At 64.2% G+C, this 24,916-nt stretch carries 23 protein-coding genes; 8 read left to right on the top strand and 15 right to left on the bottom strand.

The annotated features are described in order from the left end of the window. The first annotated feature begins 276 nt into the window (after nucleotides 1–276). The 7 genes from F3J45_RS02840 (at nucleotide 277) to F3J45_RS02810 (ending at nucleotide 10,877) form a co-directional block, all read left to right on the top strand. A complete protein-coding gene (locus F3J45_RS02840) occupies nucleotides 277–1,608 on the top strand; it encodes an MFS transporter (protein ID WP_167057039.1) in 1,332 nt (443 codons plus the stop codon). A gap of 388 nt (nucleotides 1,609–1,996) precedes the next feature. After that, on the top strand, nucleotides 1,997–3,301 hold the full coding sequence (locus F3J45_RS02835) for an ABC transporter substrate-binding protein (protein ID WP_167057036.1): 1,305 nt from the start codon (nucleotides 1,997–1,999) through the stop codon (nucleotides 3,299–3,301). Nucleotides 3,302–3,403: 102 nt separating this feature from the next. Beyond that, nucleotides 3,404–5,287 (top strand): hydantoinase B/oxoprolinase family protein, encoded by a 1,884-nt coding sequence (locus F3J45_RS02830; RefSeq protein WP_167057033.1) that lies wholly within the window; start codon nucleotides 3,404–3,406, stop codon nucleotides 5,285–5,287. A 19-nt stretch (nucleotides 5,288–5,306) separates the two neighbouring features. Then, nucleotides 5,307–7,436, top strand: a complete 2,130-nt coding sequence (locus F3J45_RS02825; protein WP_167057030.1) for a hydantoinase/oxoprolinase family protein — start codon at nucleotides 5,307–5,309, stop codon at nucleotides 7,434–7,436. A gap of 75 nt (nucleotides 7,437–7,511) precedes the next feature. After that, nucleotides 7,512–9,428 (top strand): hypothetical protein, encoded by a 1,917-nt coding sequence (locus tag F3J45_RS02820; protein ID WP_167057028.1) that lies wholly within the window; start codon nucleotides 7,512–7,514, stop codon nucleotides 9,426–9,428. Continuing rightward, nucleotides 9,412–10,170, top strand: a complete 759-nt coding sequence (locus F3J45_RS02815; RefSeq protein WP_167057025.1) for an ABC transporter ATP-binding protein — start codon at nucleotides 9,412–9,414, stop codon at nucleotides 10,168–10,170. The genes F3J45_RS02820 and F3J45_RS02815 overlap by 17 nt, the downstream gene beginning before the upstream one ends. Then, nucleotides 10,170–10,877 (top strand): ABC transporter ATP-binding protein, encoded by a 708-nt coding sequence (locus F3J45_RS02810; RefSeq protein WP_167057022.1) that lies wholly within the window; start codon nucleotides 10,170–10,172, stop codon nucleotides 10,875–10,877. Before F3J45_RS02815 ends, F3J45_RS02810 begins: the two co-directional genes overlap by 1 nt. Nucleotides 10,878–10,995: 118 nt before the next feature. Here F3J45_RS02810 and F3J45_RS02805 read toward each other — a convergent pair whose 3' ends face one another. From F3J45_RS02805 to F3J45_RS02775, 7 genes are all read right to left on the bottom strand, one after another. Further along, nucleotides 10,996–12,129, bottom strand: coding sequence for an ABC transporter ATP-binding protein (locus F3J45_RS02805; protein WP_167057019.1), 1,134 nt, complete (start codon nucleotides 12,127–12,129; stop codon nucleotides 10,996–10,998). Nucleotides 12,130–12,149: 20 nt separating this feature from the next. Beyond that, complete coding sequence (locus F3J45_RS02800; RefSeq protein ID WP_167057016.1) at nucleotides 12,150–12,944, bottom strand: ABC transporter permease; 795 nt, start codon at nucleotides 12,942–12,944, stop codon at nucleotides 12,150–12,152. Nucleotides 12,945–12,947: 3 nt separating this feature from the next. Then, entirely contained in the window at nucleotides 12,948–13,850 is a 903-nt protein-coding gene (locus F3J45_RS02795) for an ABC transporter permease (RefSeq protein WP_167057014.1), read from the bottom strand. After that, nucleotides 13,847–14,875: an ABC transporter substrate-binding protein gene (locus F3J45_RS02790; protein WP_167057009.1), complete on the bottom strand. Its 1,029-nt coding sequence runs from the start codon at nucleotides 14,873–14,875 to the stop codon at nucleotides 13,847–13,849. Before F3J45_RS02790 ends, F3J45_RS02795 begins: the two co-directional genes overlap by 4 nt. Before the next feature lie 98 nt (nucleotides 14,876–14,973). Further along, nucleotides 14,974–15,393 carry a thioesterase family protein gene (locus F3J45_RS02785; protein WP_167057008.1) on the bottom strand — a complete coding sequence of 140 codons (420 nt, stop codon included), beginning with the start codon at nucleotides 15,391–15,393 and terminating at the stop codon, nucleotides 14,974–14,976. A 2-nt stretch (nucleotides 15,394–15,395) separates the two neighbouring features. Further along, entirely contained in the window at nucleotides 15,396–16,298 is a 903-nt protein-coding gene (locus tag F3J45_RS02780) for a 3-keto-5-aminohexanoate cleavage protein (protein ID WP_167057005.1), read from the bottom strand. Nucleotides 16,299–16,344: 46 nt separating this feature from the next. Further along, a complete protein-coding gene (locus tag F3J45_RS02775) occupies nucleotides 16,345–17,328 on the bottom strand; it encodes a 3-hydroxyacyl-CoA dehydrogenase family protein (protein ID WP_167057002.1) in 984 nt (327 codons plus the stop codon). A 156-nt stretch (nucleotides 17,329–17,484) separates the two neighbouring features. Between F3J45_RS02775 and F3J45_RS02770 the strand changes: the two genes are divergently transcribed. Next, entirely contained in the window at nucleotides 17,485–18,192 is a 708-nt protein-coding gene (locus tag F3J45_RS02770; protein ID WP_167056999.1) for a GntR family transcriptional regulator, read from the top strand. Between the two features lie 69 nt (nucleotides 18,193–18,261). Here F3J45_RS02770 and tatC read toward each other — a convergent pair whose 3' ends face one another. The 8 genes from tatC to F3J45_RS02730 form a co-directional block, all read right to left on the bottom strand. After that, entirely contained in the window at nucleotides 18,262–19,047 is a 786-nt protein-coding gene (gene tatC / locus F3J45_RS02765; RefSeq protein WP_167056996.1) for a twin-arginine translocase subunit TatC, read from the bottom strand. Beyond that, the gene (gene tatB, locus F3J45_RS02760; protein ID WP_167056993.1) at nucleotides 19,044–19,325 is read right to left on the bottom strand and encodes a Sec-independent protein translocase protein TatB; all 282 of its coding nucleotides are present in this window, start codon (nucleotides 19,323–19,325) and stop codon (nucleotides 19,044–19,046) included. Before tatB ends, tatC begins: the two co-directional genes overlap by 4 nt. A 3-nt stretch (nucleotides 19,326–19,328) precedes the next feature. Then, nucleotides 19,329–19,559: a twin-arginine translocase TatA/TatE family subunit gene (locus tag F3J45_RS02755; protein ID WP_167056990.1), complete on the bottom strand. Its 231-nt coding sequence runs from the start codon at nucleotides 19,557–19,559 to the stop codon at nucleotides 19,329–19,331. A 70-nt stretch (nucleotides 19,560–19,629) separates the two neighbouring features. Beyond that, nucleotides 19,630–21,045 carry an FAD-dependent oxidoreductase gene (locus F3J45_RS02750; protein ID WP_370526202.1) on the bottom strand — a complete coding sequence of 472 codons (1,416 nt, stop codon included), beginning with the start codon at nucleotides 21,043–21,045 and terminating at the stop codon, nucleotides 19,630–19,632. A 371-nt stretch (nucleotides 21,046–21,416) separates the two neighbouring features. Beyond that, nucleotides 21,417–21,563 (bottom strand): DUF2986 domain-containing protein, encoded by a 147-nt coding sequence (locus F3J45_RS02745; protein WP_167056987.1) that lies wholly within the window; start codon nucleotides 21,561–21,563, stop codon nucleotides 21,417–21,419. A 58-nt stretch (nucleotides 21,564–21,621) separates the two neighbouring features. After that, entirely contained in the window at nucleotides 21,622–22,881 is a 1,260-nt protein-coding gene (locus F3J45_RS02740; protein WP_167056984.1) for a cation:dicarboxylate symporter family transporter, read from the bottom strand. A gap of 72 nt (nucleotides 22,882–22,953) precedes the next feature. Continuing rightward, nucleotides 22,954–24,162 (bottom strand): pyridoxal phosphate-dependent aminotransferase, encoded by a 1,209-nt coding sequence (locus F3J45_RS02735; protein ID WP_167056981.1) that lies wholly within the window; start codon nucleotides 24,160–24,162, stop codon nucleotides 22,954–22,956. Continuing rightward, the gene (locus tag F3J45_RS02730) at nucleotides 24,159–24,833 is read right to left on the bottom strand and encodes an RraA family protein (RefSeq protein ID WP_167056978.1); all 675 of its coding nucleotides are present in this window, start codon (nucleotides 24,831–24,833) and stop codon (nucleotides 24,159–24,161) included. The genes F3J45_RS02735 and F3J45_RS02730 overlap by 4 nt, the downstream gene beginning before the upstream one ends. Nucleotides 24,834–24,916: the final 83 nt, after the last annotated feature.

Here is a 24,916-nt window from a genome sequence, read left to right as displayed (position 1 = left end):
GACGGCGTTGACCCCTCTTCGACGCATCGTCTATTCTGCGCATTACGCCGGTATACAAAAGGTAGACAATAGGTCTGCTATTTGTCTGCAGGGCATGCCAGAGCCGATCCCGGCATGGCGCACATAGCGATGAATTGAAACACGCGCACGCCACCCACCGCTGCCAACGCCACGTTTGCAGGCCGCGATGCCGTGCCTGTTAGTTGCAGGTTCGGGCCGCCGTGTTTCAGCGTCTTTGGTTACAAGAATAATTAATGGCAAAGAGGGCATAAGGCAGTGAGTACTCACACTGTTTCTATCGAAGATGTACCGCTCAATAACTTCCACCAGTTGATGAGCGTTCGCGCCGGGGGCGGCTGGTTGCTCGACGGCTATATCCTCAGCATCATCGGCGTGGTGATCGTGCAGTTTTCCGATTACCTGAAGCTGGACTCGTTCTGGCAGGGCATGGTCGCCGCTTCGGCCATGTTGGGCACGTTCTTCAGCGCCTTCGTCGGCGGCTGGCTGACCGACAAGATCGGCCGGCGCAAGCTGTTCTTCGTGGGGCCGATCCTGTTCATCGTGGGCTCGGTGGGTTCCTTCTGGGTCGAATCGGGCCTGGCACTGTTCGTCCTGCGATTCCTGGTGGGCATTGGCGTTGGGCTCGAATACCCCGTGGCAGGCTCGCTGCTCACTGAATTCCTGCCGCAAAAGCACCGCGGGCGGCGCCTAGCGGCGCTGACGATCCTGTGGTTTGCCGGTGCGGCGCTGTCGTACATGGTGGGCAACTTCATCCTGGCGCGGGGCGGCGACGATGCCTGGCGCATGGTACTGGCCAGCTCCGCGGTGCTGGGCGGCCTGTTGTTCCTGGTGCGCCTGGGCACCCCCGAGTCGCCGCGCTGGCTGATGAGCAAGGGCCGCAGCAACGAGGCCGAGCGCGTCATCAAGCGGGTGTACGGGCCGTCGTTCTCCCTGGCCAACATGCCGGAGCAGGCGGTGGAGAAGAAGGTCACGCTGGGCGACCTGATGCGCTCTGGCTACGGCAAGCGCATGTTGTTCGTGGCGGTGTTCTGGAGCTCGGCAGTGGTGCCGATGTTCGCGGTGTACTCCTTTGCTCCGGTGGTGTTGCAGGCCTTGAACCTCAAGGGTGACTGGGCCGCCTACGGCTCGGTGATGATCACCCTGCTGTTCGTGGTGGGCTGCATCATTGCCACTCGGTTGATCGACACGCTCGGCCGGCGCCCGCTGATCATCCACAGCTTCCTGTGGTCGACCCTGGCGCTGTTGGGCCTGGGGGTGTTCTCCGATGGCTCCGAGATGCTGGTGCTGACGCTGTTCGGTGCCTACGCGCTGTTCATCGGCGGTGCGCAGATTCTTGAGCTGGTGTACCCCAACGAACTGTTCCCAACCGAGGTGCGCGCCTTCGCGGTGGGCCTGGGCTCGTCCATGTCGCGTATCGGCTCCGCCGCTGGCACCTGGCTGGTGCCCATTTCGCTGCACAGCATCGGCATTGGCAACACCATGCTGGTGGCTGCCCTGGTGTCCCTGGCCGGCCTGGTCGTGTCGGTGTGGCTGGCGCCGGAAACCCGTGGCATGAGCCTGGAAATGGCCGCTTCGCTGGAGCGCTGACAGCCCGCGCGGCGCGCCCCCGGTAGGAGCGAGCGCAGCTCGCGATGGGGCGCGCAGCGGCCCCAGGGTTTCAGCTTCGCGGCTGATAACGCCGGGGCTGCTTTGCAGCCCATCGCGAGCTGTGCTCGCTCCTACAGGTAATGCGGCGCGCCTGCTGGCATTGTTCCCTCGTAGCCCAACCAGCCCCACCTCTCTCATCCCCCCCGCTGATGTTTTTTCTTGATCAGATATCAAGTGTGATCTAGATTGATCACAGATCTTTGATCAGATGTCAGATGCTTCTCACGCCAAAACAATAAAAACGGTCTGTACCCCTTTTCAACATCTGCCAACCGCACCTCACCCCGAGGCCGATGGCAGCAGGGTGCAGCGAACCGGGAGCGCCAGGATGAGCGAAGAGTTTCAGGCAGCACTGAGCAGGCGAAAACTACTCAAGGCAGGCGCCGCAGCGGCAATAGGGGCGCTGGCACCGGCGTTCATCCCGGCGCGCAGCCGGGCGGATGACGTGGCGCCAATCACCATGGGCATGGTCACGCCGCTGGAAGGGGAATGCGCCCAATGGGGGGTTCCCATCGTGCGGGCGGGGCAGATCTGGGCCGACGAGCACAATCGCCAGGGCGGTATCCTGTGTGGCGACGGCCTGCGCCACCCCATCCACTACAAGGGCTACACCAACGTCTGTTTCTACCCCACCGAAGAGCTTCGGGCCTTTCGCAGTGCGGTGCTGCAGGATGGCTGCAAGTTCATGTTCCAAACTTACACGCCAGCATCGCGCAAGGCCATCGCGCGGCTCGCCACTGAACATCAGGTACTGACCAACTCCTACGGCGGCGGCTTCATCAGCCCCCGGTTCCCCTACCTGGTCGGTGGTATCACTGGGTCACCCACGGCGTTCCTCGGGCTGGTCGAGCATGTGCTGCAGCGCCACCCTACGATCAAACGTGTCGCGTTGCTGTTCACCGATAACGCCTTCGGCCATTCCGGGCGCGCCTATACCGAGGCCGGTTGTGCGCCCTTCGTCAGCGGGGGTGGCCTGCAGGTGGTGTACAACGAAGTGTTCGACCCTAACACCACCGATTACTTTCCGCTGCTGGGCTCGGTGCTCAAGCACCGCCCCGACGCCATCTTCTTCTCCGACCTGCCGCCCGGCAAACAGGCGATCCTGCTGGAAACGGCCCAGGCGCTGAAGTTCGACGGCGTGTGGATGTCGCACTCCTGGGACCTGCCGCAAATCGCCCAGCGCCTGGACCTGAACGCGCTGGAAGGGCGCCTGTACTGCGGCTTTGGCGTGGACGCGTCAGAGCCGACGTTCTCGGCCAAGGCCCATGCCATGTACCAAACCTATGTACAGCGCCATGGCCAGGACGAGTGGATCGGCTTTGCCGGGCTCACCTATTCGGCCATGGCCAGCCTTGACCAGGCCTTCCTGCACAGCCCTTCGATCGAGCCGCAGGCCGTCATGAACGCCCTGTATGGCATCCAGGGCATGAACCACCCGGTATATGGGCGCTCGGCCTGGTCTGGCAAGGCCATCTACGGCGCCGATCACCATCTGTTGACGCCAACACCCAAGTACGTGCTGCGCCAACGTCGCTTTGCGCTCTCCGGCGTGGTCGACGACCACGACTGGTGGGCCAGGCATGGCACGCAAGCCCTGGCGGTGTTGAACAAGTACGCCATGACATACGCCTGAAGGCGCGCGCTTTACCGAACCGACCGATTGCATGCCCGTGGAACGCCAGCGCACGTGCAGCGCGTGCGCCTGGCCACTTTATGGAAAACGTGGAGAAAGACGATGACAAGAGACGACATTCTCATTCCGCCGTTCAAGCCCGAGCTGTACGCCTCGCCCATTCGCGATGAGGAGATCGCCGGCCTGCCAGGTGCTCTGGACCGGGGCGCAGAGCAGGTCGACCCGGTTACCTTTTCGGTGGTGCATGCCCGTGTCGAGGGCATCATGACCGAAATGACCGAAACCATCCTGGCCACCGCGCGCAACCCGATCCTGCACGGGGCCAAGGATTTTACCTGCTGCCTGCTGGACACCCACGGCGCGTCGATCCTGTCGATGGTCGACTGCATCCCGGTGCACGTCGGCACCATGAGCCCGCCGCTGCGTTTCGTGATTCGCGCCTTTGGTGACGACATCAAGGAAGGCGACGTATTCGTCAACAACGCCCCCTATGCCGGTAACTCGCATGTGGGCGACTTCACTATGTTCGCGCCCATCTTCTACGAGGGCAAACTGGTTGCCTGGGCCTGCTCCAAGTGCCACCTGCTCGACATCGGTGCACACATACCCACCAGCATGGACCCGTTTGCCAAGGACATCTACGAAGAAGGCTTCCATTTCCCGGGTGTACGCCTGTGCCGTGACCACAAACCCATCGACGACCTGGTGCGCTTCATCGCCTACAACTTCCGCTATTCCCAACAATGGCACGGCGACTTCCTCGCCCAGCTCAGTTCGTTGTGGGTGGCAGAAGCGCGGATGATCGAGCTGTGCAAACGCTTTGGCTACGACACCTTCAAGGGCTGCCTCAGCGAATGCCTGCGCCACGGCGAGCGGGCCATGCGCGAGGAAATTGCCAGGTTGCCGAAGGTCACCGTCACCGAGACGCTGCTGTCTGAATGCTTCAAGGGCTACATCGAGGAGCCGCTGGAGTTGAAGATGAGCCTGAGCATCGACCCAGAGGAGGGCATCATCGAATTCGACTACACCGGCATGCCGGACCAGATCGACTTCAGCTACAACCTCAGCTACGCCACCTGCCTGTGCACGGCCATCCAGGGCACCTTGCCGGTACTGTCGCCCGACCTGCCGTACAACAGCGGGGCACTTGAGCGCATCCGCGTGAAGCAGCGGGTTGGCTCCATCGCCGGTATTCCCCAGTGGCCGGTCGGCACCGAGGTGGCCACCGTGGGCCTGAGCGATGAAGTCACCAACCTGGTGTTCAAGACCTGGGCCAAGGTGCTGCCGCACCGCGCCCTGGCGGGCATGGGCGAGCACCCAGCGGCCAACCACACCGGCACTGGCGTGGACCCGCGCAAGAACAACGAACCCTATGGCCACCTGCATTACCTGGCCGCCAGCGCCGCTGGCGCCACCGAAGGCTTCGATGGCCTGCCGCACATGTTCGGCCACTGCATCATGGGCAACATGGGTTACGAGTCGATCGAGATCCATGAGCAGTCGCTGCCGCACATCGTCTGGGAGGTCAAGGCCGAACCCAACTCCGGCGGCGCGGGCAAGTGGCGCGGCGGGGTGTCGATGTCGCACCGCCAGCAACCGGTTGGCCACGACATGCAACTGATCTACTGCGGCACCGGGCATACCCACCCGGCGTTCGGCCTGTTCGGCGGGCAGGGCGGCAGCGTTGCCGACCACTGGCTGCTCAACGCCGACAGCCAGGCCATCGAGGCCCACCTGGAGAACATGGGCGAGGCCACCTGCCGGCATGACCAGCACTGGTACGCCAAGACCGGTGGCGGCGGCGGCTTTGGTGAGGCGCTTGAGCGCGACCCGGAAAAAGTACGCGACGACGCCCGCGACGGTTTCATCACCCTGGACGCCGCACGCGACCTGTATGGCGTGGTACTGGACACCGGCCCCGAGCTGTTCGCCGTCGACACCCAGGCAACCGCCGCCCTGCGCGCCCAGATGACCCGCCCATCCTGAGATCACGAGGTTAGCGAACATGACTTTCCGTATCAGCGTTGACGTAGGTGGCACTTTCACCGACCTGACCATTGCCGAATCCGAAACCTTCACCCAGCTTGGCCGGCACAAGTCACCGACCACTCCGCAGGACCGCTCCATCGGCATTCTCAACGCCATGACCCTGGCCGCCGACGAGCTGGGCCTGAGCCTTGAGCAACTGCTGGCGCAAACCTCGGTGTTCTGCCATGGCTCGACCACCGCGACCAATACCATCCTGGAAATGAGCGGGGCCAAGACCGGCCTGATCTGCACCCGGGGCACGAAGTACACCCTGTGGCGCGGTGAGGGCCGCCGCCAGACCATGTTCGACTACAAGATGGCGCCGAACACCCCGCTGCTGCGGCCCTATCTGTGCAGGGAGGTGAGTGAACGGATCAACGCCGAAGGGCAGGTCCTGGTGCCGCTGGACGAACAGCAGGTGCGCGAGGAAATCCGCCAGCTCAAGGCCTGGGGCGTCGAGGCCATTGCCGTGTGCACCCTGTGGTCGATCGTCAACGATGCCCATGAGAAGCGCATCGGCGAGCTCATCGAGGAGGAATGGCCTGGCGTCGATTACTGCTTGAGCTGCGATATCCAGCCGATCATCCGGGAATACCACCGCACCAGCTGCGTGGTGCTCAACGCCATGCTGCAGCCCAAGGTCAGCCGCTACCTGCGCAACCTGCAAGGTGAACTGGAAGCACGCGGGTTTACCGGCGAGACGCTGATCGTGGTGTCCAACGGCGGCGTGGTGCCCATTTCGGAAGTGGCCAAGAAACCGGTGTTCATGTTGTTCTCCGGCCCTTCCATGGCCCCGGCGGCGGGCTATTATTTCAGCCGCATCGAAGGAGTCGACAACTGCATCACGGTGGACATGGGCGGCACCAGTTTCGACGTGTCGACCGTGCTCGAAGGGCAGATCACCACCACCAAGGATGGCCGCATCCTCAATTACCCCACCGGTGTCGCGTCCATCGAAATTGCCACCCTGGGCGCCGGTGGTGGCTCGATTGCCTCGATTGCCAGTGGCCTGATCACCGTCGGCCCGCGCAGCGCCGAGGCCATTCCAGGGCCGGCCTGCTACATGCGTGGCGGCGTCGAACCGACGGTCACCGATGCCTATGTGGTGCTGGGTTACATCAGCCCGAAATACTTCCTCAATGGCCGCATGGAAATCGACCGCGACCTGGCCTACAAGGCGGTCAAGGACTATATCGCCGACCCATTGGGCATCAGCGTGGAAGAGGCCGCCTACGGCATCACCCAGGTGGTGAACGAAAACATGATCGGCGGCATCCTCGACATGACCATTCGCCGTGGCGTGGACCCGCGCGAGTTCGCCATGGTCACCGGTGGCGGCGCCACCTCCATTCCAGTGTCGTTCCTGGCCCGGGAAATGGACATCAAGAAGATCGTCATTCCCCGTGAAACCTCGGTGCTGTGTGCATTCGGTGCCAACAACGCGCCCATCGCCATGAGCGATGTCGTCACCAAGTACAGCGATACCGCGCATTTCGACTATGACGGCGTGAACCAGGCGATTGCCAGCATCGCCAACAAAGGCGAGGCCTTCCTGACCCGCATGGGCGTGGCCAAGCAGGACCAACGCTTCGAGTTGTTCGTGTCGGCGCGCTACCCGCTGCAAACCACCGAGCTGGAAATTCCGATCGTGCTGGAAGGCGGGCGTATTACCCCGGCGGTGATCGAGCGCATCAGCCTGCAGTTCCACGACGCCTACTTCGCCCGCTACAAAACCTGCGACCGGGCCTCGGCCATCGAGTTCGTGATGTGGCGCAACATGGCCACGTTCAACCGGCCGGAGATCCAGCTGGGGGTCATGCCGCGCACGGCCGACACTTCGTTGGACCGCGTGCTGCTGAGCACCGGCAAGGCCTATTTCGGTGAATACGGCACGGTCGATACCCCGGTGTACGCCGGTGACCGCCTGGAGTACGGCATGACCGTGCCGGGCCCGGCATTGGTGATGCTGCCCGACACCACCATCCTGGTGCCGCCGTTCGCCTCGCTGGAAACCCGCCAGAGCGGCTACTTCGTGATGAACGTCGACACCAGCGGCAAGCAGAGCAAGCCGCGCAGCCGTAACCGGGAGGCGGTTGGCAGCCACTAACCCCGCGCAGCACTTCGCGCCAGGCCGCCCTGGCCTGGCGCGGGTCTGTTCCATGGCTCGATCTTCGAGGTGCTCATGTTCGACATCGACCTGTCTCAACTGCTGCTCAACTTCCTCTCCCTCAGCGCGTTCTACGGGGTGTTCGCCGTCGGCTTGGCCCTGGTGTTCGGGGTGATGAAGACGGTGAACTTCGCCCACGGCGAATTTTTCATGCTCGGTGGCTATACGCTGTGGCTGGCGCTGACGTTGTTCGCCGGGCTACCGGCCTGGGCGGTGCTGTTACTGGCGCTGGTGGTCGGCCCGTTAGTGGTGGGCCTGTTGGGCAGCCTGCTGGAACGGATGATATTCGGCCCTACCGCGCATGACGCCTTTGCCGGTTTCATCGCCTCGCTGGGCTTGTCCTATGTGCTTCAGGCCGCGGCTGCGCTGACCTTCGGCGTGGTCGCCAAGAGCCTGCCCACCCTGTTGCCGGGCGCGGTTCACCTTGGCGGCGGGGTACTGACCTACCAACGCCTGTTGATCATTGCCAGCGCAGTGCTGCTGCTGGCCGGCCTGTGGTACTTCCTCAACCGTACCGCAGCCGGGCGTTCGTTGCGTGCGGCGTCCCAGGACCGCACCGCCGCGCAGCTGCAGGGCATCGACCTGCGCCGTGTACGGCTGCTGACCATGGCCATGGGGGCGGGCCTGGCTGCGGTGGCCGGCGTGCTGATGGCCAGCGTGATCAACGTCGGGCCCTACATGGGGCTTGAGGCGATCTGGAAAGCCTTCATCGTGGTGATCGTCGGTGGCCTGGGCAGCGTGCCGGGGGCCATCGTCGCGGCGCTGCTGTTCGGGCTGATCGACAGCGTGGTCAACACCCTGGGGCTTGGGCAGTACCTGATCATCGTCGACACCCTGATCATGCTGCTGGTGCTGTCGTTCTTCCCTCGCGGGCTGCTGGGCCGCGAAGCGCCGGCACTGGAGCCGGGCGCGGGGCGCCAGGGCGGTGCTGGCGCCATCCGCTTGCCAGGTAACAGCGGCCAGTGGCTGGGGGCACTGGGCGTCGCGGCGGCGGTGGTTTATCCGTTTCTCAGCAGCGCCTATTACGTGGGCATCGGCGTGCTGTTTCTGATCAATGTGCTGCTGGTGATCAGCTACCGCACCGTCACCACCATGGGCGGCTGGTCGTTCGCGCACATCACGATGCTGGCGGTCGGCGCCTACATCACGGCGCTGGCGCAGAGCTACTGGGGCCTGTCGTTCTGGGTGGCGCTGCCGCTGTCGGGGCTTGGCGCTGCGCTGGTGGCGCTGCTGATCGCCTACCCGGTGATGCGCACGCGGCAGTTCTATTTCTTCCTCAGCACCTTCGCAGCGGGCGAGGCCATTCGCCAGTGTTTCATCCAGTTCGAGCAGCCCTTTGGCGGGATCTCGGGCATTGCCTTCCTGTCGCCCCCGGGCGAGCTGTTCGGTATCGATTTTTTCAATACGGTGAACTACTACCTGCTGGTACTGGCCCTGGTGCTGGGCTGCGGCGCCGTGCTCTATCGCTTCAACCTTGGCCGTACCGGGCGCACCATCGCCGCCATGGCCGAGAACGAGAACCTGGCCAGCGCCATTGGAGCCCATGCCTGGGCCTTGAAAACCTTGGCGTTCTGCATCGGCTCGTGCTTCGCCGGCATCGCCGGCACGTTGTACGCCGGTTACAACGGCATCGTCGCACCCACCGATTTCACCAGCCAGTACATGTTCAAGATCATCGCTGCGGTCATCATTGGCGGGCATCGCACGTTCTGGGGGCCGGTGCTTGGCCTGCTGGTGCTGACGCTGCTGGAGGAACTGCTGCGCGATATGGCGCAGTGGGTGCCGATGGTCTGGGGCCTGTTGCTGATCCTGACGGTGCTGTTCATCCCCCGTGGGCTTGAAGGCCTGCTGCAGCGACTGCTCCAGGCAACCGCCACTTCCTGCGTGGTGGCTGCGCCGGGCAAAGGAGGTTTGAATGCTTCGCGTCCATGAACTTACCCGCCGCTTCGGCCAGCTCACGGCGCTGGACCGCGTCAGCTTCGAGGTCGCCCAAGGCAGCCTGCACGGGCTGATCGGCCCCAACGGCTCGGGCAAGACCACATTCTTCAACCTGGTAACCGGGTTCTTGCGCCCAAGCAGTGGTCGGGTGATCTGGCAGGGCCAGGACATCAGCGCCTGCAAGCCCCACCGCATCAGCCGCCTGGGCATGGCGCGAACCTTCCAGAACACCAGCAATTTCGCCAGCCTCAGCGCCCGCGACAACTTGCTTATCGCCTGTCGCAACCAGGTGCGCAGCAGCGCTGTGGCGCGCCTGCTGCACCTGGCTTCAGCCGTGCGCGAGGAGCGCGAACAGTTGATTCTGGTGGGCGGGCTGCTCGAACGCTTCGGCCTGGCCGAGGTGGCCGATGTGCCCGCCTGCGAACTGCCAGGCGGTACCCAAAAGGTACTGGGGGTGGCGCTGGCGATGTGTACTGCGCCGCGCCTGTTGCTGCTCGACGAGCCGCTGGCCGGGCTTAACCCCGGCGAGAAAGCGCAGCTGATGCTGACTTTGCGCAGCCTGCGCGACGATGGCTTCACCCTGTTGCTGATCGAGCACGACATGAAAGCGATCATGCAGGCCTGCGACCGCATCACGGTGCTGTGCTACGGCCATCTGCTGACCGAGGGCGACCCGGCCCATGTCAGCCAGCACCCCGAAACCATTCGGGCATACCTGGGAGAGGAGGCAGCCTGATGCTGGAAATTACGGATCTGAGCGTCGACCATGCTGGGGTAACGGCCCTTGACAGGGTCAGCCTGACGGCGCGCGATGGGGTGGTGACTGCGCTGGTGGGGGCCAACGGCGCCGGCAAGTCGACCTTGCTCAAGGCGGTGTCCGGGCTGCTGGTGCCTCGGGGCGGAGGTATTCGCTTCGAGGGCCAATCGCTGCTGGGCCTGCCGGCGCAGGCGGTGGTGCAGCGTGGTATCTGCCATGTCCCGGAGGGGCGTGGGCTGTTCCCGTTCATGTCGGTGCTCGACAACCTGCTGGTGGGTGCCCACCTGCGCAAGGACTCGGCGGCGATTCGCGATGACCTGGACAAGGTGTTTCACTATTTCCCGTTGCTCAAGGACCAGCGTCAGCGCCTGGCGCGCAACTTCAGTGGCGGCCAGCAGCAGATGATCGCGATTGGCAGGGGGATCATGTCGCGGCCGCGGTTCTATCTGTTCGATGAGCCTTCGATCGGCCTGGCGCCGTTGATCACCCGGGAGGTACTGAACACCATTGCCACCCTGGCCCGGGAAGACAAGCGCGGGGTGCTGTTGGTTGAGCAGAATGCCAACCTGGCGCTGGACATTGCCGAGGATGCCTATGTGCTGGAGTTGGGGCGCACGCTGTTGGCGGGGCCGGCGCAGCGGGTGAAGGCGGATGAGGGGGTACGCCGGGCTTACCTGGGGTTGTGACACTGAACGGGGCCGCTTTGCGGCCCATCGCGAGCTTTGCTCGCTCCTACGGGAGGATTGCGTTGCTTGTGGTAGGAGCGAGCGCAGCTCGCGATCGGCTGCAAAGCAGCCCCATTGCTCAAGCTTTCTTCAAATCTTCCTCCTGCCATTCGGTAAACACGCAGGCATCGGCAATCGCCCAGCGCACGCGAACGTCGGCGCCAGGTGCCACGTCCAGCCCGTTCACCGACAGGGCCTTCACGGTCATCGCGGTGCCGCTGGCGGTCATCACGCTGCAGGTTTGGCTTTCACCCAGGAACAGCAGTTCGGTGACCTTGGCAGGCGCTTCGTTCCAGCCCGCTGGCAAAGGCGTATCGGCCGCCTGTTGCGCGCTCAGCGCCAGGGCCTTCTCTGGCCGGACCATCAGCATCAGCGCCTGCCCTGCGCCAAGGCTTTTGCCGGGGCGAATGCCCAGTACCTGGCCGTCGAACCGCACGCTGACATCGCTCAACGCCGTGGCGGGGAGGAAATTGGAGTTGCCGAGGAACGAGGCGACGAAGGCATTGGGCGGGTTCTGGTACAGCTCATAACCACTGCCCAGGCCAACGATGCGGCCATGGCTGAAGATCGCGATGCGCTGCGACAGGCGCATGGCTTCTTCCTGGTCGTGGGTGACATAGATGATGTTCAGGCCCAGCCGGCGGTGCAGGTGGCGCAGTTCGTCCTGCAGTTCTTCACGCAGCTTCTTGTCCAGCGCCCCCAGTGGCTCGTCCATCAGCAGCATGCTCGGCTCATAGACCAGCGCCCGGGCAATCGCCACGCGCTGCTGCTGGCCGCCGGACAGTTGCGCGGGGCGGCGGTCGGCGAAGGGCTCCAGTTGCACCAGCTTGAGCATGGCGTCGACCCGCCGCTTGCGCTCAGCGTCGGCCACCTTGCGGATGGCCAGGGGAAACCCGATGTTGTCGCGCACCGACAGGTGCGGGAACAGCGAATAGCGCTGGAACACCATGCCAATGTCGCGCTGGTGCGGCGGCACATTGACCAGCGAACGGCCAGACAGCAGGATTTCGCCGGCGCTGGGCGCCTCGAAGCCGGCCAGCATGGACAACGTGGTGCTCTTGCCCGAGCCACTGGAGCCTAGGAAAGTCAGGAACTCCCCGCGGGGAATGTCCAGGGACAGGTTGTCCACGGCGGTGAAGTCGCCGTAGTGTTTGTTCAGCTGACGCAGGCACACCAGCGGCGCCTGGTTCGGCTCTTGCAGGACTGCACTCATGCTCGACTCCTGAAATCTAATTAGGTGCGTTGGCGCAAGCGGTTGGCGATCAGCATGACCACCAGCGACAGGCCGATCAGCAGGGTGGAGGCCACGGCGATGACCGGTGTCAGGTCTTGCCGCAGGGTGGTCCACATCTTCACTGGCAGGGTTTGCAGGGTAGGGCTGGCCATCATCACGCTCATCACCACCTCGTCCCACGACACCAGAAAGGCGAACAGGGCGCCGGCCACCAGGCCGGGGCGGATGGCCGGGAACGTGACCTTGCCGATCGCCTGCCAGCGTGAGGCGCCGCAAATGACAGCAGCATCCTCGATGGAGCGGTCGAACAGCTTCAGCGAGTTGATGATCGAGATGATGGTGAAGGGCAGGGCGACGATCACGTGGCTGACCACGAACGAGAACAGCGTGCCGGTCATGCCCAGCAGGAACAGTGCGTACACCGCCACGGCAATGATCACCAGCGGTACGATCATCGGCAGGGTGAACAAACCGTACAGCAGCTCACGCCCGGGAAACCGGCCACGTACCAGGGCGAACGCCGTGGGCAGCCCCAGTGCCACCGCGCAGGCGGTGGTCAACAGGGCCACCTTGAGGCTCGACCAGGCCGCTTCCATCCATTGCGCGTTGGAGAAGAACTGCACGTACCACTTGGTGCTCCAGCCAGGCGGCGGGAACACCAGCCACTGGGACGAACCGAACGACAGCAACACGATGAACACGATCGGCACCAGCAGCACGGCGGCGATCAGCCCCGTGCCCAGGTACAGGCCGCCACGCAGCCGCAGGCTCATGGCATTGGGGGTCAGGAGCATGGCTCACCTCTCGTTGGTCGAGCCGACCGGAGATTCCGGTTGCAGCTTCAGGTAGCAGTAGAACAGCACCAGGGTGATCAGGATCAGCAGCGCGGCGGCGGCGCTGGCCAGGCCCCAGTTGAGGAAGGTTTGCACCTGCTGGACGATGAACTCGGGCAACATCATGTTCTGCGCCCCGCCCAGCAGTGCCGGGGTGACGTAGTAGCCCAGCGACATGACGAACACCATCAGCGCACCGGAACACAGCCCTGGCCTGCACAAGGGCAGCAGCACCCGGCAGAAGTTGCTCCAGGGGCTGGCACCGCAGATGGAGCCTGCCTGCAGCACCATCGGGTCGATGGCCTGCAGGGTGGCCTGCAGCGGCAGCACGATGAACGGGATCATGATGTAGGTCATGCCGATCACCACCCCGGTCAGGTTGTGCACCATCTCCAGCGGCTGATCGATCACGCCCAAGGCCATCAGCACCTTGTTCACCACCCCGGCGCTTTGCAGCAGCACCAGCCATGCGTAGGTGCGTGCCAGCAGGCTGGTCCACATCGACAGCAGCACGATGTTCATCAACCAACGCCCCCAGCCTCGCGGCACCAGGGTGATCACCCAGGCCAGCGGGAAACCCAGCAGCACCGCGAACAGGGTGACCAGCCCGGCCACCGAGAAGGTGTTGAACAGCACCCGGGTATAGGCCGCGTTGTCGAACAGCTGGCTGTAGTTGCCAAGCCCCGGCACCGGCTCCAGCACGCCGCGCAGCAGCAGGCCGATCAGGGGGGCGAAGAAGAACACGCCAAGGAACAGCGCCGCCGGGCCAAGGTTGCCAAAGCCTGCCCAGCGAACGTTGCGCGGCCCCCCGGCGGCGCTGGAACCGGCCGGGGAGGTGCCGGCTTGTGCCGGCATGCTCAGTTTCATTTGACTAGCCATTCGTTCCACCGTGTCGCAATTGCCGGGCCGTTCTTGGCCCAGTAGGCCATGTCGAGCTTGACCTGCTCGGCGGTGTGGGAACTTGGGCTGTTGGCGGCCTGCTCCTTGTCCAGCAGGGCGGGGCTGTCGAGGTTGACCGGGCCATAGTCGGTGCGCCCGGCGAAGTCGGCCTGGGGCTTGGCGCTGGTGGCGTTGGCCAGGAACTTCATGGCCGCATCCTTGTTCTTGGCCCCGCGGGGGATCACCAGCATGTCGTACATCACCAGGTTTTGCTTCCAGCTTGCGGCCACCGGTGCACCGTCTTTTTGCAGGGCACTGACCCGGCCGTTCCAGAACATGCCCAGGCTGGCTTCGCCGGAGGCCAGCAGTTGCTGCGACTGGGCGCCACCACTCCACCAGACGATGCTGCTCTTGATGGTGTCGAGCTTCTTGAAGGCGCGGTCCAGGTCCAGCGGGTAGAGTTTGTCGGGCGTTACGCCGTCGGCCAGCAGCGCCAGTTCCAGGGCGCCGGGGCTTGGCCAGCGATAGAAGGCGCGCTTGCCGGGGTACTGGGCGGTGTCGAACAACGCGGCCCAGTCCTGTGGCGCCTTGCTGGCCGGCAGGCGGCTTTGGTTGTAGCCGAGCACGAAGGAATAATAGAACGCGCCCACGCCATGCTCGGCGATGAAGTGCGGGGCGATCTTGTCGCGGTTGACCACCGCATAGTCGATGGGTTCGAGCAGCCCTTCGGCGGCAGCGCGCAGGGCAAAGTCGCCTTCCACATCAACCACGTCCCAGGCGACGTTGCCGCTGTCGACCATGGCCTTGAGCTTGCCGTAGTCGGTGGGGCCGTCCATCACGGCCTTGACGCCAGTCTGGTCACTGAACGGCTTGGCCCAGGTGTCGTTCTGCGCGTCCTGGGTGCCACCGCCCCAGCCGACGAAGCTGACGGTTTGCGCCAAGGTGGCGCTGGCGCTGCCCAGGGCCAGGATGCCGACGGCCAGGGCCGCCAGGGTGTGTTGCTTGAAAACCATGATTACGCCCTCGTTATGTCTTGTTGATGGGCAGGTGCCCAGTATTCGGGGAGCAGTGGTCCAGCGGACAAATGGAATGTTTCAGGCAATCGCGCGCTCTAGACGGCGGCTTCGGTGCTAAGTGCCTCCAGTGTGTGACGGATGTTGGCCGGGATCGGCTGGCTGCTGCGTGTGGCGGTGTCGAAGAACACTTCCACCACGTCACAGGTCGCCAGCACGGTATCGGTACGCGAGGCTTTCAGTGCAAAGCGCAGGCCCGCCGACTTGGAGCCGATGCGGCTGACCTGGGCCTCGATTGCCACGCAGGTGCCGGCAATGGCTTCGAGCAGAAAGGCGGTGGTCATTTGCGCCGTGACCGGCACTACCTGGGCCGGGGCATCGGCGCCCATCTGGTTCCAGAACAGGAAAATGGCGTCGTCGAACAGGGCAGCGTAATGCCGCGTGTTCATGTGCCCGAAGTGGTCGCAGTGCCACGGGTGCACCACCGCCGCGCTGACCGGCAAGGCAAGCGAGGCCATGCTCAGCCCCTCCCGCGCAGGCGGAAGATGTCCCGCGCTTCGTCTGGCGTGGCCACCTCGCAGCCCAGGTCACGGATGATGCGGCTGGCGCGCTCGACCAGCTGGGCATTGGTGGCGAACACGCCGCGCTCCAGGTAGATGTTGTCTTCCAGGCCCACCCGGCAATGGCCGCCCATGATCGTCGACAGCGCAACCATCTGCATCTGGAAGCGCGACACGCCGAAGGCGCTCCAGGTGGCGTCTTCGGGGAGCAGGTCACGCATGTACACCAGCGACTTCACATCGGCCGGTGCCGACCACTTCACGCCCAGGCACAGTTGGAACAGGGGCGGGGCATCGATATGGCCGTCTTCGATCATCTTGCGCGCCAACAGGATATCGCCAGGGTTGAAGGCTTCGATCTCGATGCGTGTGCCCGCCTCGCGAATCAGGTGCGCCATGTCGCGCAGCTTGCCGGGGGTGTTCATGAACACGCAGTCCGGGGCTCCAGCGATACCGCCTTCAAGGTTCATGGTGGTGGCGTCGAGCGTGCAGATCTCCGGGCGGTTGTCGAATACGTGCTGCACGCGCTCCTGGGCATTGCCAACGTCGGTGGTGGGGTGGGCCAGCGCCTCGTTGCGCGGGTCTGGCACGAAGGTGCCGCCCATGCCGGTGGTGAGGTTGATCACCACGTCGTTGTTTTCGGCACGCACCCGCTCGACGATTTCCTTGAACACCGCCGGTGAGCGGTCGCCTTCACCGGTTTCGGGGTTGCGGCCATGGATGTGCACCACCGCTGCACCGGCCTTGGCGGCCTCCAGGCAGGCGCGGGCGATCTGCTCGGGGCTGACGGGGTAGTCGGGGTACTTGGGGTTCAGCGGGCCATCACCGGTCACGGCGCAGGTCAGTACGACTTTACGTTTCATGGGCTTCCTCACTGTGTTCACGTGTTGTTCTGATTGTGGGTGTGCTTCAGGCAGGGCGGCGGGCTTGGCGCTGGCGGGCGTCCACTTCCTTCATGGCGCCGAGGATCGCCACCAGTTTCTCGTCGCGTTCGGCGCGCAGCTCGGTGTATTCGCGCCCGTCGATCTCGGCTTGCAGGGCATTGACCAGGGTGTCGATGTTGGCATCGGTCAGCTGAGGGGTGCCCAGGTCGTCCCACCACTGGTGGTAGCTGTCCCTGAACTGTTCGCAGTAGGCGCGCAGGCCACCTTCGCCACCGCCGAGGTTGAGCAGCAGGTGTGGCCCCATCACCGCCCAGCGCAACCCCGGGCCTGCATGCACGGCGGTGTCGATGTCCTTGAGGCTGGCCACCCCTTCGAGCACCAGGTGGATTGCCTCGCGCCACAGGGCGGCCTGCAGGCGGTTGGCCACATGCGCGAGCACTTCGCGCTGCAGGGTGACCACTACCTTGCCGCAGCGCTCGTAGAAGGCGCTGGCACGGGGCAGCACGTCGGCGTCGGTACGTTCGTTGCCATACAGCTCGACCAGGGGGATCAGGTGCGGTGGGTTGAACGGGTGGGCGATGATCACCCGCCCCGGCACCTGCCAGCCTGCCTGCAGGTCGGACAGCTTCAGGCCGGATGAGCTGGTGGCAACGATGGCGTGGGCCTTCAGGTGCGGTTCCATCTCGGCGTACAGGGTTTGTTTGGCTTCCAGTCGCTCGGGGATGCATTCCTGGATAAAGTCCGCATCGCCCACGGCATCGGCCAATGCGGCGAATACCTCGACCTTCGGTTCGGTGGCCGCGCTGGCCAGGCCCAGGCGAATCAGCGTGGGTTTTACCGAAACCCAGAAATCGGCCATGTGCTGGCCCGCCTCGGGGCGGCTGTCGTACAGGTTCACCTGCTTGCCCGCCGCGGTGAACAGGGCGGCCCAGCTAAGGCCGATCAAGCCGGCGCCGATGACGGCGACGGTCTGGGTGGTGTCTTGAAAAGCTTGAACGTGGTCAGGCATGTAGTACGCTCCTTTTCAGATATCTGATCAGATATCGTGTTTTCAACGTACACCCGAGGTGATATCTGATCAAGAATTTTTTTGATCAACGATCACCTGTTATGCTTCAGGCATTGCCTCGTGACGCGGGGCGCATTTCGATGGGGGATGCAACACATGACGCAGCGCACAGTCGAGCTGCCGGCCTTCGAGGCGCGGCGGCCGGTTTCCGATCTTGAGTACGTGTACAGCGCACTCAAGCAGTCGTTCATGATTGGCGAGTTCGAGCCGGGCCAGCGCTTGACCCTGCCGCTGCTGGCCGAGGCGTTCGGCACCAGCCAGATGCCGATTCGCGAGGCGATGAACCGCTTGGTCGTCGCCAGGGCACTGGAAGCGCTGCCGCGTCGGTCGATGCGCGTGCCAGAGGCCACCACGGCTAAACTCGATGCGCTGTTGCCGCTGCGCTTGTTGCTTGAGGGCGAGGCTACCCGGCAGGCGGTTGCCGGCGATTGCGGCTCGCTGGCGCAAGACCTGGAGGCGATCAACCTGGAGATGGATGCCAAGGTGGCCTCGGAAGACCGCAAGGGTTACCTGCGGCTGAACCAGCAGTTCCACTTCAGCGTGTATCGGCGCTGTGGCAACCACGAGTTGATCGACATGATTGAACTGCTGTGGATGCGTTATGGGCCGCTCATGAACATCGTCCGCAGCCAGGTGTTGTCCAGCACCGGGCACAGCTTGCATGCGGCGGTTATCAGTGGCATTCGCGAAAACGACCCGCAGAAGGCGGCCGATGCGATCCGCGCCGATATCGAAGACGCGGCGGCTTCCATTCGCCAGGCCATCGAAGCGCAAGGGCCGCTGTTGCGCGATGCTTCGCTCTAGCGCAAAACCTGGTGCTGGGCAGGCGAGCCAGGGCCGTCGGGTGACGGCACTGGAGGCCGGGGCGCGTTGCTAGTCTGCGCTGCGAACCGCAGGCACGGCCACTTGGGCTGGGTCTTCAACTCGGTTGCGGGTGCGAATCAACCCACCGCACAGTACGCCGATCTCGAACAGCAGCCACATGGGCACCGCCAGCAGGGTTTGCGAGAAGATGTCCGGCGGCGTCAGCACCATGCCCACCACGAAGCAGCCGATGATCACGTAGGGGCGCACCTTCTTCAGGTACTTCACGTCGACCACGCCGATCCACACCAGCAGCACCACCGCCACCGGGATCTCGAAGGCCACGCCGAAGGCGAAGAACAGGGTCATCACGAAGTCGAGGTAGTTGCTGATGTCGGTCATCATCGCCACGCCTGCCGGGGTGGCAGCAGCGAAGAACTTGAACATCAGTGGGAACACCAGGCAATAGGCGAAGGCCATGCCGGCGTAGAACAGCAGGATGCTCGACACCAGCAAGGCCAGGGCGATGCGCTTTTCGTGGCGGTACAGCCCCGGTGCGATGAAGCCCCAGGCCTGTTGCAGGATGAACGGGATGGCCAGGAACAGCGAGACGATCATCGTCAGCTTGAACGGCGTAAGAAACGGTGAGGCCACGTCGGTGGCGATCATTGTCGCGTTGGCTGGCAGGTGGTCGCGCAGGGGCGCCGAAACCAGGGTGTAGATCTGCTGGGCGAAGGAGAACAGCCCGGCGAAGATCAGGAAAATGACGGCCACGCAGCGCAGCAGGCGGGTACGCAGTTCGGTCAGGTGTGAAACCAGCGGCATCGGCTGGTCGGGTTGCGGATGTTCGCTCATGGGGCTCGCGGCGGTTGAGGCTGTGCGGTTGTTTCAGCCGCAGTGGCCGGCGTTGGCGTAACGGGTGGTTGCAGCTGGGGCGTGTCGTGCAGGGTGCGGCGGATGTCGTCGGCGCCCACCTCGCGCTCCACCTCGGCCTTGATCGCGTTGAAACTGCGCTTGATCCGGCCGATCCACAAGCCGGCGGTACGCGCGGCGCCGGGCAGGCGCTCGGGGCCGAGCACCAGCAGGGCCACCAGGGCCACCAGCAGCAGCTCACTGAAATTGATACCGAACATGCTTCAGCCGTGCTGCTGTGCTTGCGCACTGGCCTGCGCCTGGGGCGCCTGCGCGGCGGGTGCAGGTTGGGCCGTCACCGGGGCCGGTGTGCTGTCGTCATCGCTCATGGCCTTGCGAAAGCCCTTGATCGATTCGCCCAGGTCGCCGCCCAGGTTCTTCAGCTTCTTGGTGCCGAATACCAGTACCACCACGCCCAGCAGGACGAGCCAGTGTTTCCAGTCAAAAATGCCCATGGTGCTCTCTTTGCTTTTGCCGTTCAGGCAGGGGGGGAAAGGCTGGCGCACGCGGCGCCAGCCTGCCGGGTCAGGCTTCCAGGCCAGCTTTGGCCTGGCCAGTGCGCAGGGTGAAGTTCACGCCCATCGACAGCACCGGTTGTGGTGGGTTCCAGTTTGGCTTCGGTGCCGACAGCAGGAACTCGGTCAGCGGCTCCATCTTGCCGGCCAGCATGTTGGCCAGCAGGGTGCCGGTGGCGGTGCCGCGCACGGTGCCCAGGCCGTTACAGGCCAGTGCGCCGTACACGTTCTCGCGCAGCTCGCCGAAGAAGCCGGCGCCGTTGCGGGTCATGCCCAGGCCACCGCCCCAGGTGTGCTCGAACGGCACGTCGGTGAGGGTGGGGAAGCGACGTTCGAACGACAGGCGGTGGGATGCACGAACCTTGTCGGTGTAGCCATCCTTGGAGCGGCCATCAGGGTTGAAGCTGAAGCTGTTGCGCACCAGGATGCGGTTGTCGTGGGTACGACGCAGGGTCGAGCCGAACGGGTCGGCCGGGATCACGCCCCAGAACTCCTGGCCACCGATGCTGGCTTGCTCGGCCGGGGTCAGCGGACGGGTCAGGCTGCCGTAGGTGAAGATCGGCAGCATGCGGTTTTCCAGGAAGCCGAAGTGTTGGCCGAAGTGGTTGTTGCCCAGGATCAGCTTGCCCGCGGTGATGCGGCCGGTTGGGTGCTGCAGCACGATCTTCTGGCCGTAGTCGACCGCGGTGATCACGGTGTCTTCGTACAGGGTGACGTTCTCCGGCAGGCTGTCGGCCAGGCCTTTGACCAGCGCCGAAGGCTGAACCAGCATGGTGCCTGGGGTGTACAGCGCCTTGCGGTAGAACGAGGTGCCGATGTGGTCCTTCAGCTCGTTGCCTTCGATCAGCTCGACTTTCTCGCCCAGGGCTTCCAGGCCGCCACGGTAGGCGTTGAGCACGGCAATGCCCTTGTCCTCGATGGCTGCCTGGTATTTGCCGGAGTGGCGCAGGTGAGCGTCTTCGATCTTGTGCTCGGCCACCAGGTCGCGAAGGATGCCCTGGCCACGCTGGTTCAGGTGCAGGATGTTCTTGGCGTTGGTCTTGTCGCCGATGTAGTCCGGTGCGCCGATGTCGTGGGGCACGTCGATCAGGAAGCCGGCGTTGCGGCCGGAGGTGCCGAAGCCGACCTGCTGGGCTTCAACCAGGATCACGCGGTCCTGGGGGAAGTTCAGGGCCAGCTGGCGTGCAGCGGCAAGGCCGGTGAAGCCACCACCGATGACGACCCAGGGTGCCTGGTCATCGCCGATCAGCGGCGCTTTGGGCTGGCGCACGCGGCTGGTGTGGAACCAGCCCGGGGAGGAGTCGTCACGTGGCAACGCATCGACGCGCACCAGCGAGTCCGGGTCTTTCGGCAGACCGTCGCTGAGCAGCGACGCCGAGGCGCCAGCGGCGATGACACCTGCGCCCACACCGGCACCAATAAGCACATTTCTTCGAGTAACAGCCACTTCCATTTATCCCATTCAAAGGTGTGAGGCGAAATGGTCAGGGGTGACTACGTGCGTTTGCGGGGTCGGCCAAGCCGCTGGAAATGCGCCGGGCCAACCTACGTACATCAGCCTGACCGGTGAAATACAATGTGTATACAGATAGTATAATTACCATTGAGGTGCGTCAATACGCCACCCCTGTGCGTGTGATAGCGGGGCGCAATGTTCAGATTTTTGAAGGGGATTCAGGGAGGGGAAAGCAGGCGCCGCTTGCGCGGCGCATCGCGAGCTGCGCTCGCTCCTACGAAGGGATTTGGGTTAGCCGGGGTAGGAGCGAGCGCAGCTCGCGATGCGCCCGCATAGGTAAATCACGTTTCAGGGCTGGCCTCAGCCTCAAGCTTCAACCGGTCAGCCTTGCTGATGTACTTGGGCTTGTTGCTCTTGGGCGCCAACTTGGCATTGGCCTTTTTCTGGTGGGCCTTGAGCAGTTGCTTGATCTTCTTCTGGCGGTTCATCGGGCGTCTCGGTGCGCAGCATGGGGTGGCCATTCTACCCCATGCTGCGCCACCGCGATCAGTTCACCACCTGGCCCAGCCGCTCATCCCGCCGGGCCTCCCAGCGCGCAATCACCAGCGGTGCCAGCGCGTTGCCCAGCACGTTCAGCGCCGTGGTCGGCATCTCCATCAAGCGGTACACCCCGGCGATGAAGGCAATCCCCTCCAGCGGCAAACCGGCGCTGGCCAGGGTTGCGGAAAGAATCACGAACATGAAGCCCGGTACACCCGCCGCCCCCTTGGAGGTCAACACCATGGTCACCACCAGCAGCGCCTGGTCGGCCAGCGACAAGTCGATGCCATACAACTGCGCCACGAACAGCGTGCCAATGCCCAGGAACAGTGACGCACCGTCGAGGTTGAACGAATAGCCCACCGGCACCACGAAACTCACCAGCGACGGCGGTGCGCCATAGCTTTCCAGCTTCTTCATCAACTGCGGCATTACCGCAGCCGAGCTTGCGCTGGAAAACGCCAGCAGCAACTCGTCACGAATGTGCCGCATCAGGCCGAACAGGCTGATACCGGCCAGGCGGGCAATGCTGCCCAGCACGAACAGGGTAAACAGGGCGATCGCCACGTAGCTCACCAGAATCAGCTTGCCCAGCGGCAGCAGCGAGCTGAAACCGAAGTTGGCCACCGTCACCGCGATCATGCCGAACACGCCGATCGGCGAGTACGCCATAATCATCGACGTCACCCGGAACATCGCCTCCGACACTGCCCGCAGCACCGCCAGCAGCGGCGCCTTGCGTGCCTCGGGCAACTGCCCCACGCCCAGGCCGAACATCACTGCGAAGAACAGCACCGACAACAAGCTGCCCTGGGCCATGGCGGCGATGATGTTGTCGGGAATGATGCCAACGATGATCTGCCCCAGCGTGTGGCTGCCGGCGCCGCTGCCGGGCAGGGTGACATTGCCGGCCTTGAGGCTGGCAAGGTCGGTGCCTGCGCCGGGCTGCAGCAGGTTGCCGATCACCAGGCCCACGATGATCGCGGTGGTGGTGACGGCGAAGAAGTACAGCAGGCTGCGCACGCCGATGCGGCCCAGCGCCTTGCCGTCGCCATGCCCGGCAATGCCCACCACCATGCAGGCGAAGACGATGGGCACGACGATCATTTTCATCAGTTTGATGAAGATATCGCCGGCCGGTTGCAGCAGGTTGTCGACCATCCACGGCCGCAGGGTGGGGAAGTGGTTGAGCAGCGCGCCCAGGGCGATGCCCAGCAGCAGGCCGATAAGGATCTGCCAGACCAGTGGGATACGGGGGGTATGCATGGTTGCCTCGGTGTCGGGATTATTGTTGTAGGCAGTTCAGTGCAGGGCCATCCGTTGCCCTTTCAAAGCGTGTCAGCGCAGGCGGTCGACCGCTCTTTTCAGGCGCTGGCAGCCCTCGTCGATCACCTCCAGGCCGCTGGCGAACGACAGGCGGATATACGGCGACATGCCATAGGCCGCGCCTGCAACCACCGCCACCCCGGTTTCATTGAGCAGGTAGGCGACCACGTCGCTGTCACTGCCAAGCGTCGCCCCGGCCGGCGTGCGCTTGCCCAGCAGGCCGGCGACATTGGCGAACACATAGAACGCACCCTCGGGCGGCGTGCAGCGAATGCCCTCGATGCCCCCCAGGTGCGCCAGCATCCGCCCCCGGCGCTCGCTGTACAGCGCGCGCATGGCGGCGATGGGCGCCTGGTCGCCACTGAACGCTGCCACCGCAGCCGCCTGGCTGATCGAGGTGGGGCAGGTGGTGGTTTGCGAAATCAGCTTGGCAATGGCGTTGATCAGAAACGCTGGCCCCGCGCCGAAACCCAGGCGCCAGCCGGTCATGGCATAACCCTTCGAGGCGCCATTGACGATCAGCGTACGTGCTTTCAGGTCGGGCGCGACATTGATCAGCGACAGGTGGCGGGCGCCGTCGAACACGAAGTGCTCGTAGATTTCGTCCGACATCACCAGCACCTGTGGGTGGCGGCGCAGCACCTGGGCCAGGGCCAGCAGTTGCGCCTCGCTGTATACCGCACCGCTGGGGTTGTTCGGGCTGTTGAGAATCACCCACTTGGTGCGCGCCGTGATGGCCTGCTCCAGCGCCTCGGGCGTCAGTTTGAAACCCAGGCTTTCGTCCCCGGGAATGATCACCGGGGTTGCCTGGTTAAGCAGGGCGATGTCCGGGTACGACACCCAATAGGGCGTGTGCACCACCACTTCGTCACCGGCATTGAGCGTCGCGGCCAGGGCGTGGTAGATGATGTGCTTGCCGCCGCTGCCGGCGATCACTTCATCCAGGCCGTACTGCAGGCCGTTGTCGCGGGCCAGTTTGTCGACGATCGCCTGGCGCAGGGCCGGTGTGCCGCTGGTGCCGGTGTAGTGGGTGTCGCCAGCCTGCAGCGCGGCGATGGCGGCCTGGTTGATGTGGGCAGGGGTGTCCAGGTCAGGCTCGCCCACGGTGAAGTTGACGATGTCGCGCCCCTCGGCGCGCAGCCTGGCCACCAGGGCGTTGGCCGCGATGCTGGGAGACGGCTGGATGCCCAGCACCCGGTCAGACAGGAAGGCGTCGCTCACAGGCAGTCCTCCAGCAGGCCGAACTTCTTCAACGGGGCATCGATCCACGACTGGCGCGGGTTGCCCGTGGCAATTTCGGCCATCACCGCCGCTTCGAATTCGGCATGCCGCGCCGCTGCCGCGATCACCGCCTGGGCATCTTCCTGGGCAAAGGCGACCAGCCCGTCTTCGTCACCCACCAGCAGGTCACCGGGGTTGACGATCATGCCGCCGATCGACACCGGCACATTGATCTCACCGGGGCCGGTCTTGTACGGCCCGCGGTGCACCACGCCACTGGCATAGCAGGGGGTGTCGGCGAAGGCGGCAACATCACGGATCGCGCCATCGATCACGAAGCCTGTGCAGCCGCGCTGCTGCGCGTACAGCTTGATCAGTTCGCCAATGGCGGCGTTGCTGGTGTCGCCCTGGGCGTCCACCACCAGCACATGGCCCGGCTGCAGCAGGGTCAGGGCCTTGTAGATGTAAAGGTTGTCGCCGGGGCGGCTCTTGACGGTGAGGGCGGTGCCCACCAGCTTGCCGCTGCGGTTGTAGCGGGTCAGGCCGCGGGCACCGATGTGGCGGCCAAGGTTGTCGCTGATGTGCGGGGTAACCACCTCGCGCAGTGCAGCGACCAGGTGTTCGGGCGCAGGCGCCGGGGTGGGGAGGATGCGAGAGCCGGGCAGGGACATTGTTGTTCTCCAGTTCGGTGGGGCTGGAGTGGATGGTAAGAGTGGCGCAAAAATACTTTTAGCGATATTTTTCGCTGGAAATA

Origin of the sequence: Pantoea sp. Ap-967 (genome assembly GCF_011752565.1) — a bacterium.
GTDB lineage: Bacteria > Pseudomonadota > Gammaproteobacteria > Pseudomonadales > Pseudomonadaceae > Aquipseudomonas.
Note: the sequence above shows the minus strand (reverse complement) of the source record. Positions and strands in the feature narration are given on the sequence as shown.

Bases quoted from the DNA above. Each gene is read 5' to 3' on its own strand.
- tatB (WP_167056993.1), bottom strand. From the start codon at position 19,325: ATGTTCGGTATCAATTTCAGTGAGCTGCTGCTGGTGGCCCTGGTGGCC.
- F3J45_RS02780 (WP_167057005.1), bottom strand. From the start codon at position 16,298: ATGAAACGTAAAGTCGTACTGACCTGCGCCGTGACCGGTGATGGCCCG.
- F3J45_RS02740 (WP_167056984.1), bottom strand. From the start codon at position 22,881: ATGCATACCCCCCGTATCCCACTGGTCTGGCAGATCCTTATCGGCCTG.
- F3J45_RS02795 (WP_167057014.1), bottom strand. From the start codon at position 13,850: ATGAAACTGAGCATGCCGGCACAAGCCGGCACCTCCCCGGCCGGTTCC.
- F3J45_RS02810 (WP_167057022.1), top strand. From the start codon at position 10,170: ATGCTGGAAATTACGGATCTGAGCGTCGACCATGCTGGGGTAACGGCC.
- F3J45_RS02775 (WP_167057002.1), bottom strand. From the start codon at position 17,328: ATGCCTGACCACGTTCAAGCTTTTCAAGACACCACCCAGACCGTCGCC.
- F3J45_RS02730 (WP_167056978.1), bottom strand. From the start codon at position 24,833: ATGTCCCTGCCCGGCTCTCGCATCCTCCCCACCCCGGCGCCTGCGCCC.
- F3J45_RS02790 (WP_167057009.1), bottom strand. From the start codon at position 14,875: ATGGTTTTCAAGCAACACACCCTGGCGGCCCTGGCCGTCGGCATCCTG.
- F3J45_RS02770 (WP_167056999.1), top strand. From the start codon at position 17,485: ATGACGCAGCGCACAGTCGAGCTGCCGGCCTTCGAGGCGCGGCGGCCG.
- F3J45_RS02755 (WP_167056990.1), bottom strand. From the start codon at position 19,559: ATGGGCATTTTTGACTGGAAACACTGGCTCGTCCTGCTGGGCGTGGTG.
- F3J45_RS02835 (WP_167057036.1), top strand. From the start codon at position 1,997: ATGAGCGAAGAGTTTCAGGCAGCACTGAGCAGGCGAAAACTACTCAAG.
- F3J45_RS02815 (WP_167057025.1), top strand. From the start codon at position 9,412: ATGCTTCGCGTCCATGAACTTACCCGCCGCTTCGGCCAGCTCACGGCG.
- F3J45_RS02800 (WP_167057016.1), bottom strand. From the start codon at position 12,944: ATGCTCCTGACCCCCAATGCCATGAGCCTGCGGCTGCGTGGCGGCCTG.
- F3J45_RS02745 (WP_167056987.1), bottom strand. From the start codon at position 21,563: ATGAACCGCCAGAAGAAGATCAAGCAACTGCTCAAGGCCCACCAGAAA.
- F3J45_RS02825 (WP_167057030.1), top strand. From the start codon at position 5,307: ATGACTTTCCGTATCAGCGTTGACGTAGGTGGCACTTTCACCGACCTG.
- F3J45_RS02785 (WP_167057008.1), bottom strand. From the start codon at position 15,393: ATGGCCTCGCTTGCCTTGCCGGTCAGCGCGGCGGTGGTGCACCCGTGG.
- F3J45_RS02820 (WP_167057028.1), top strand. From the start codon at position 7,512: ATGTTCGACATCGACCTGTCTCAACTGCTGCTCAACTTCCTCTCCCTC.
- tatC (WP_167056996.1), bottom strand. From the start codon at position 19,047: ATGAGCGAACATCCGCAACCCGACCAGCCGATGCCGCTGGTTTCACAC.
- F3J45_RS02830 (WP_167057033.1), top strand. From the start codon at position 3,404: ATGACAAGAGACGACATTCTCATTCCGCCGTTCAAGCCCGAGCTGTAC.
- F3J45_RS02805 (WP_167057019.1), bottom strand. From the start codon at position 12,129: ATGAGTGCAGTCCTGCAAGAGCCGAACCAGGCGCCGCTGGTGTGCCTG.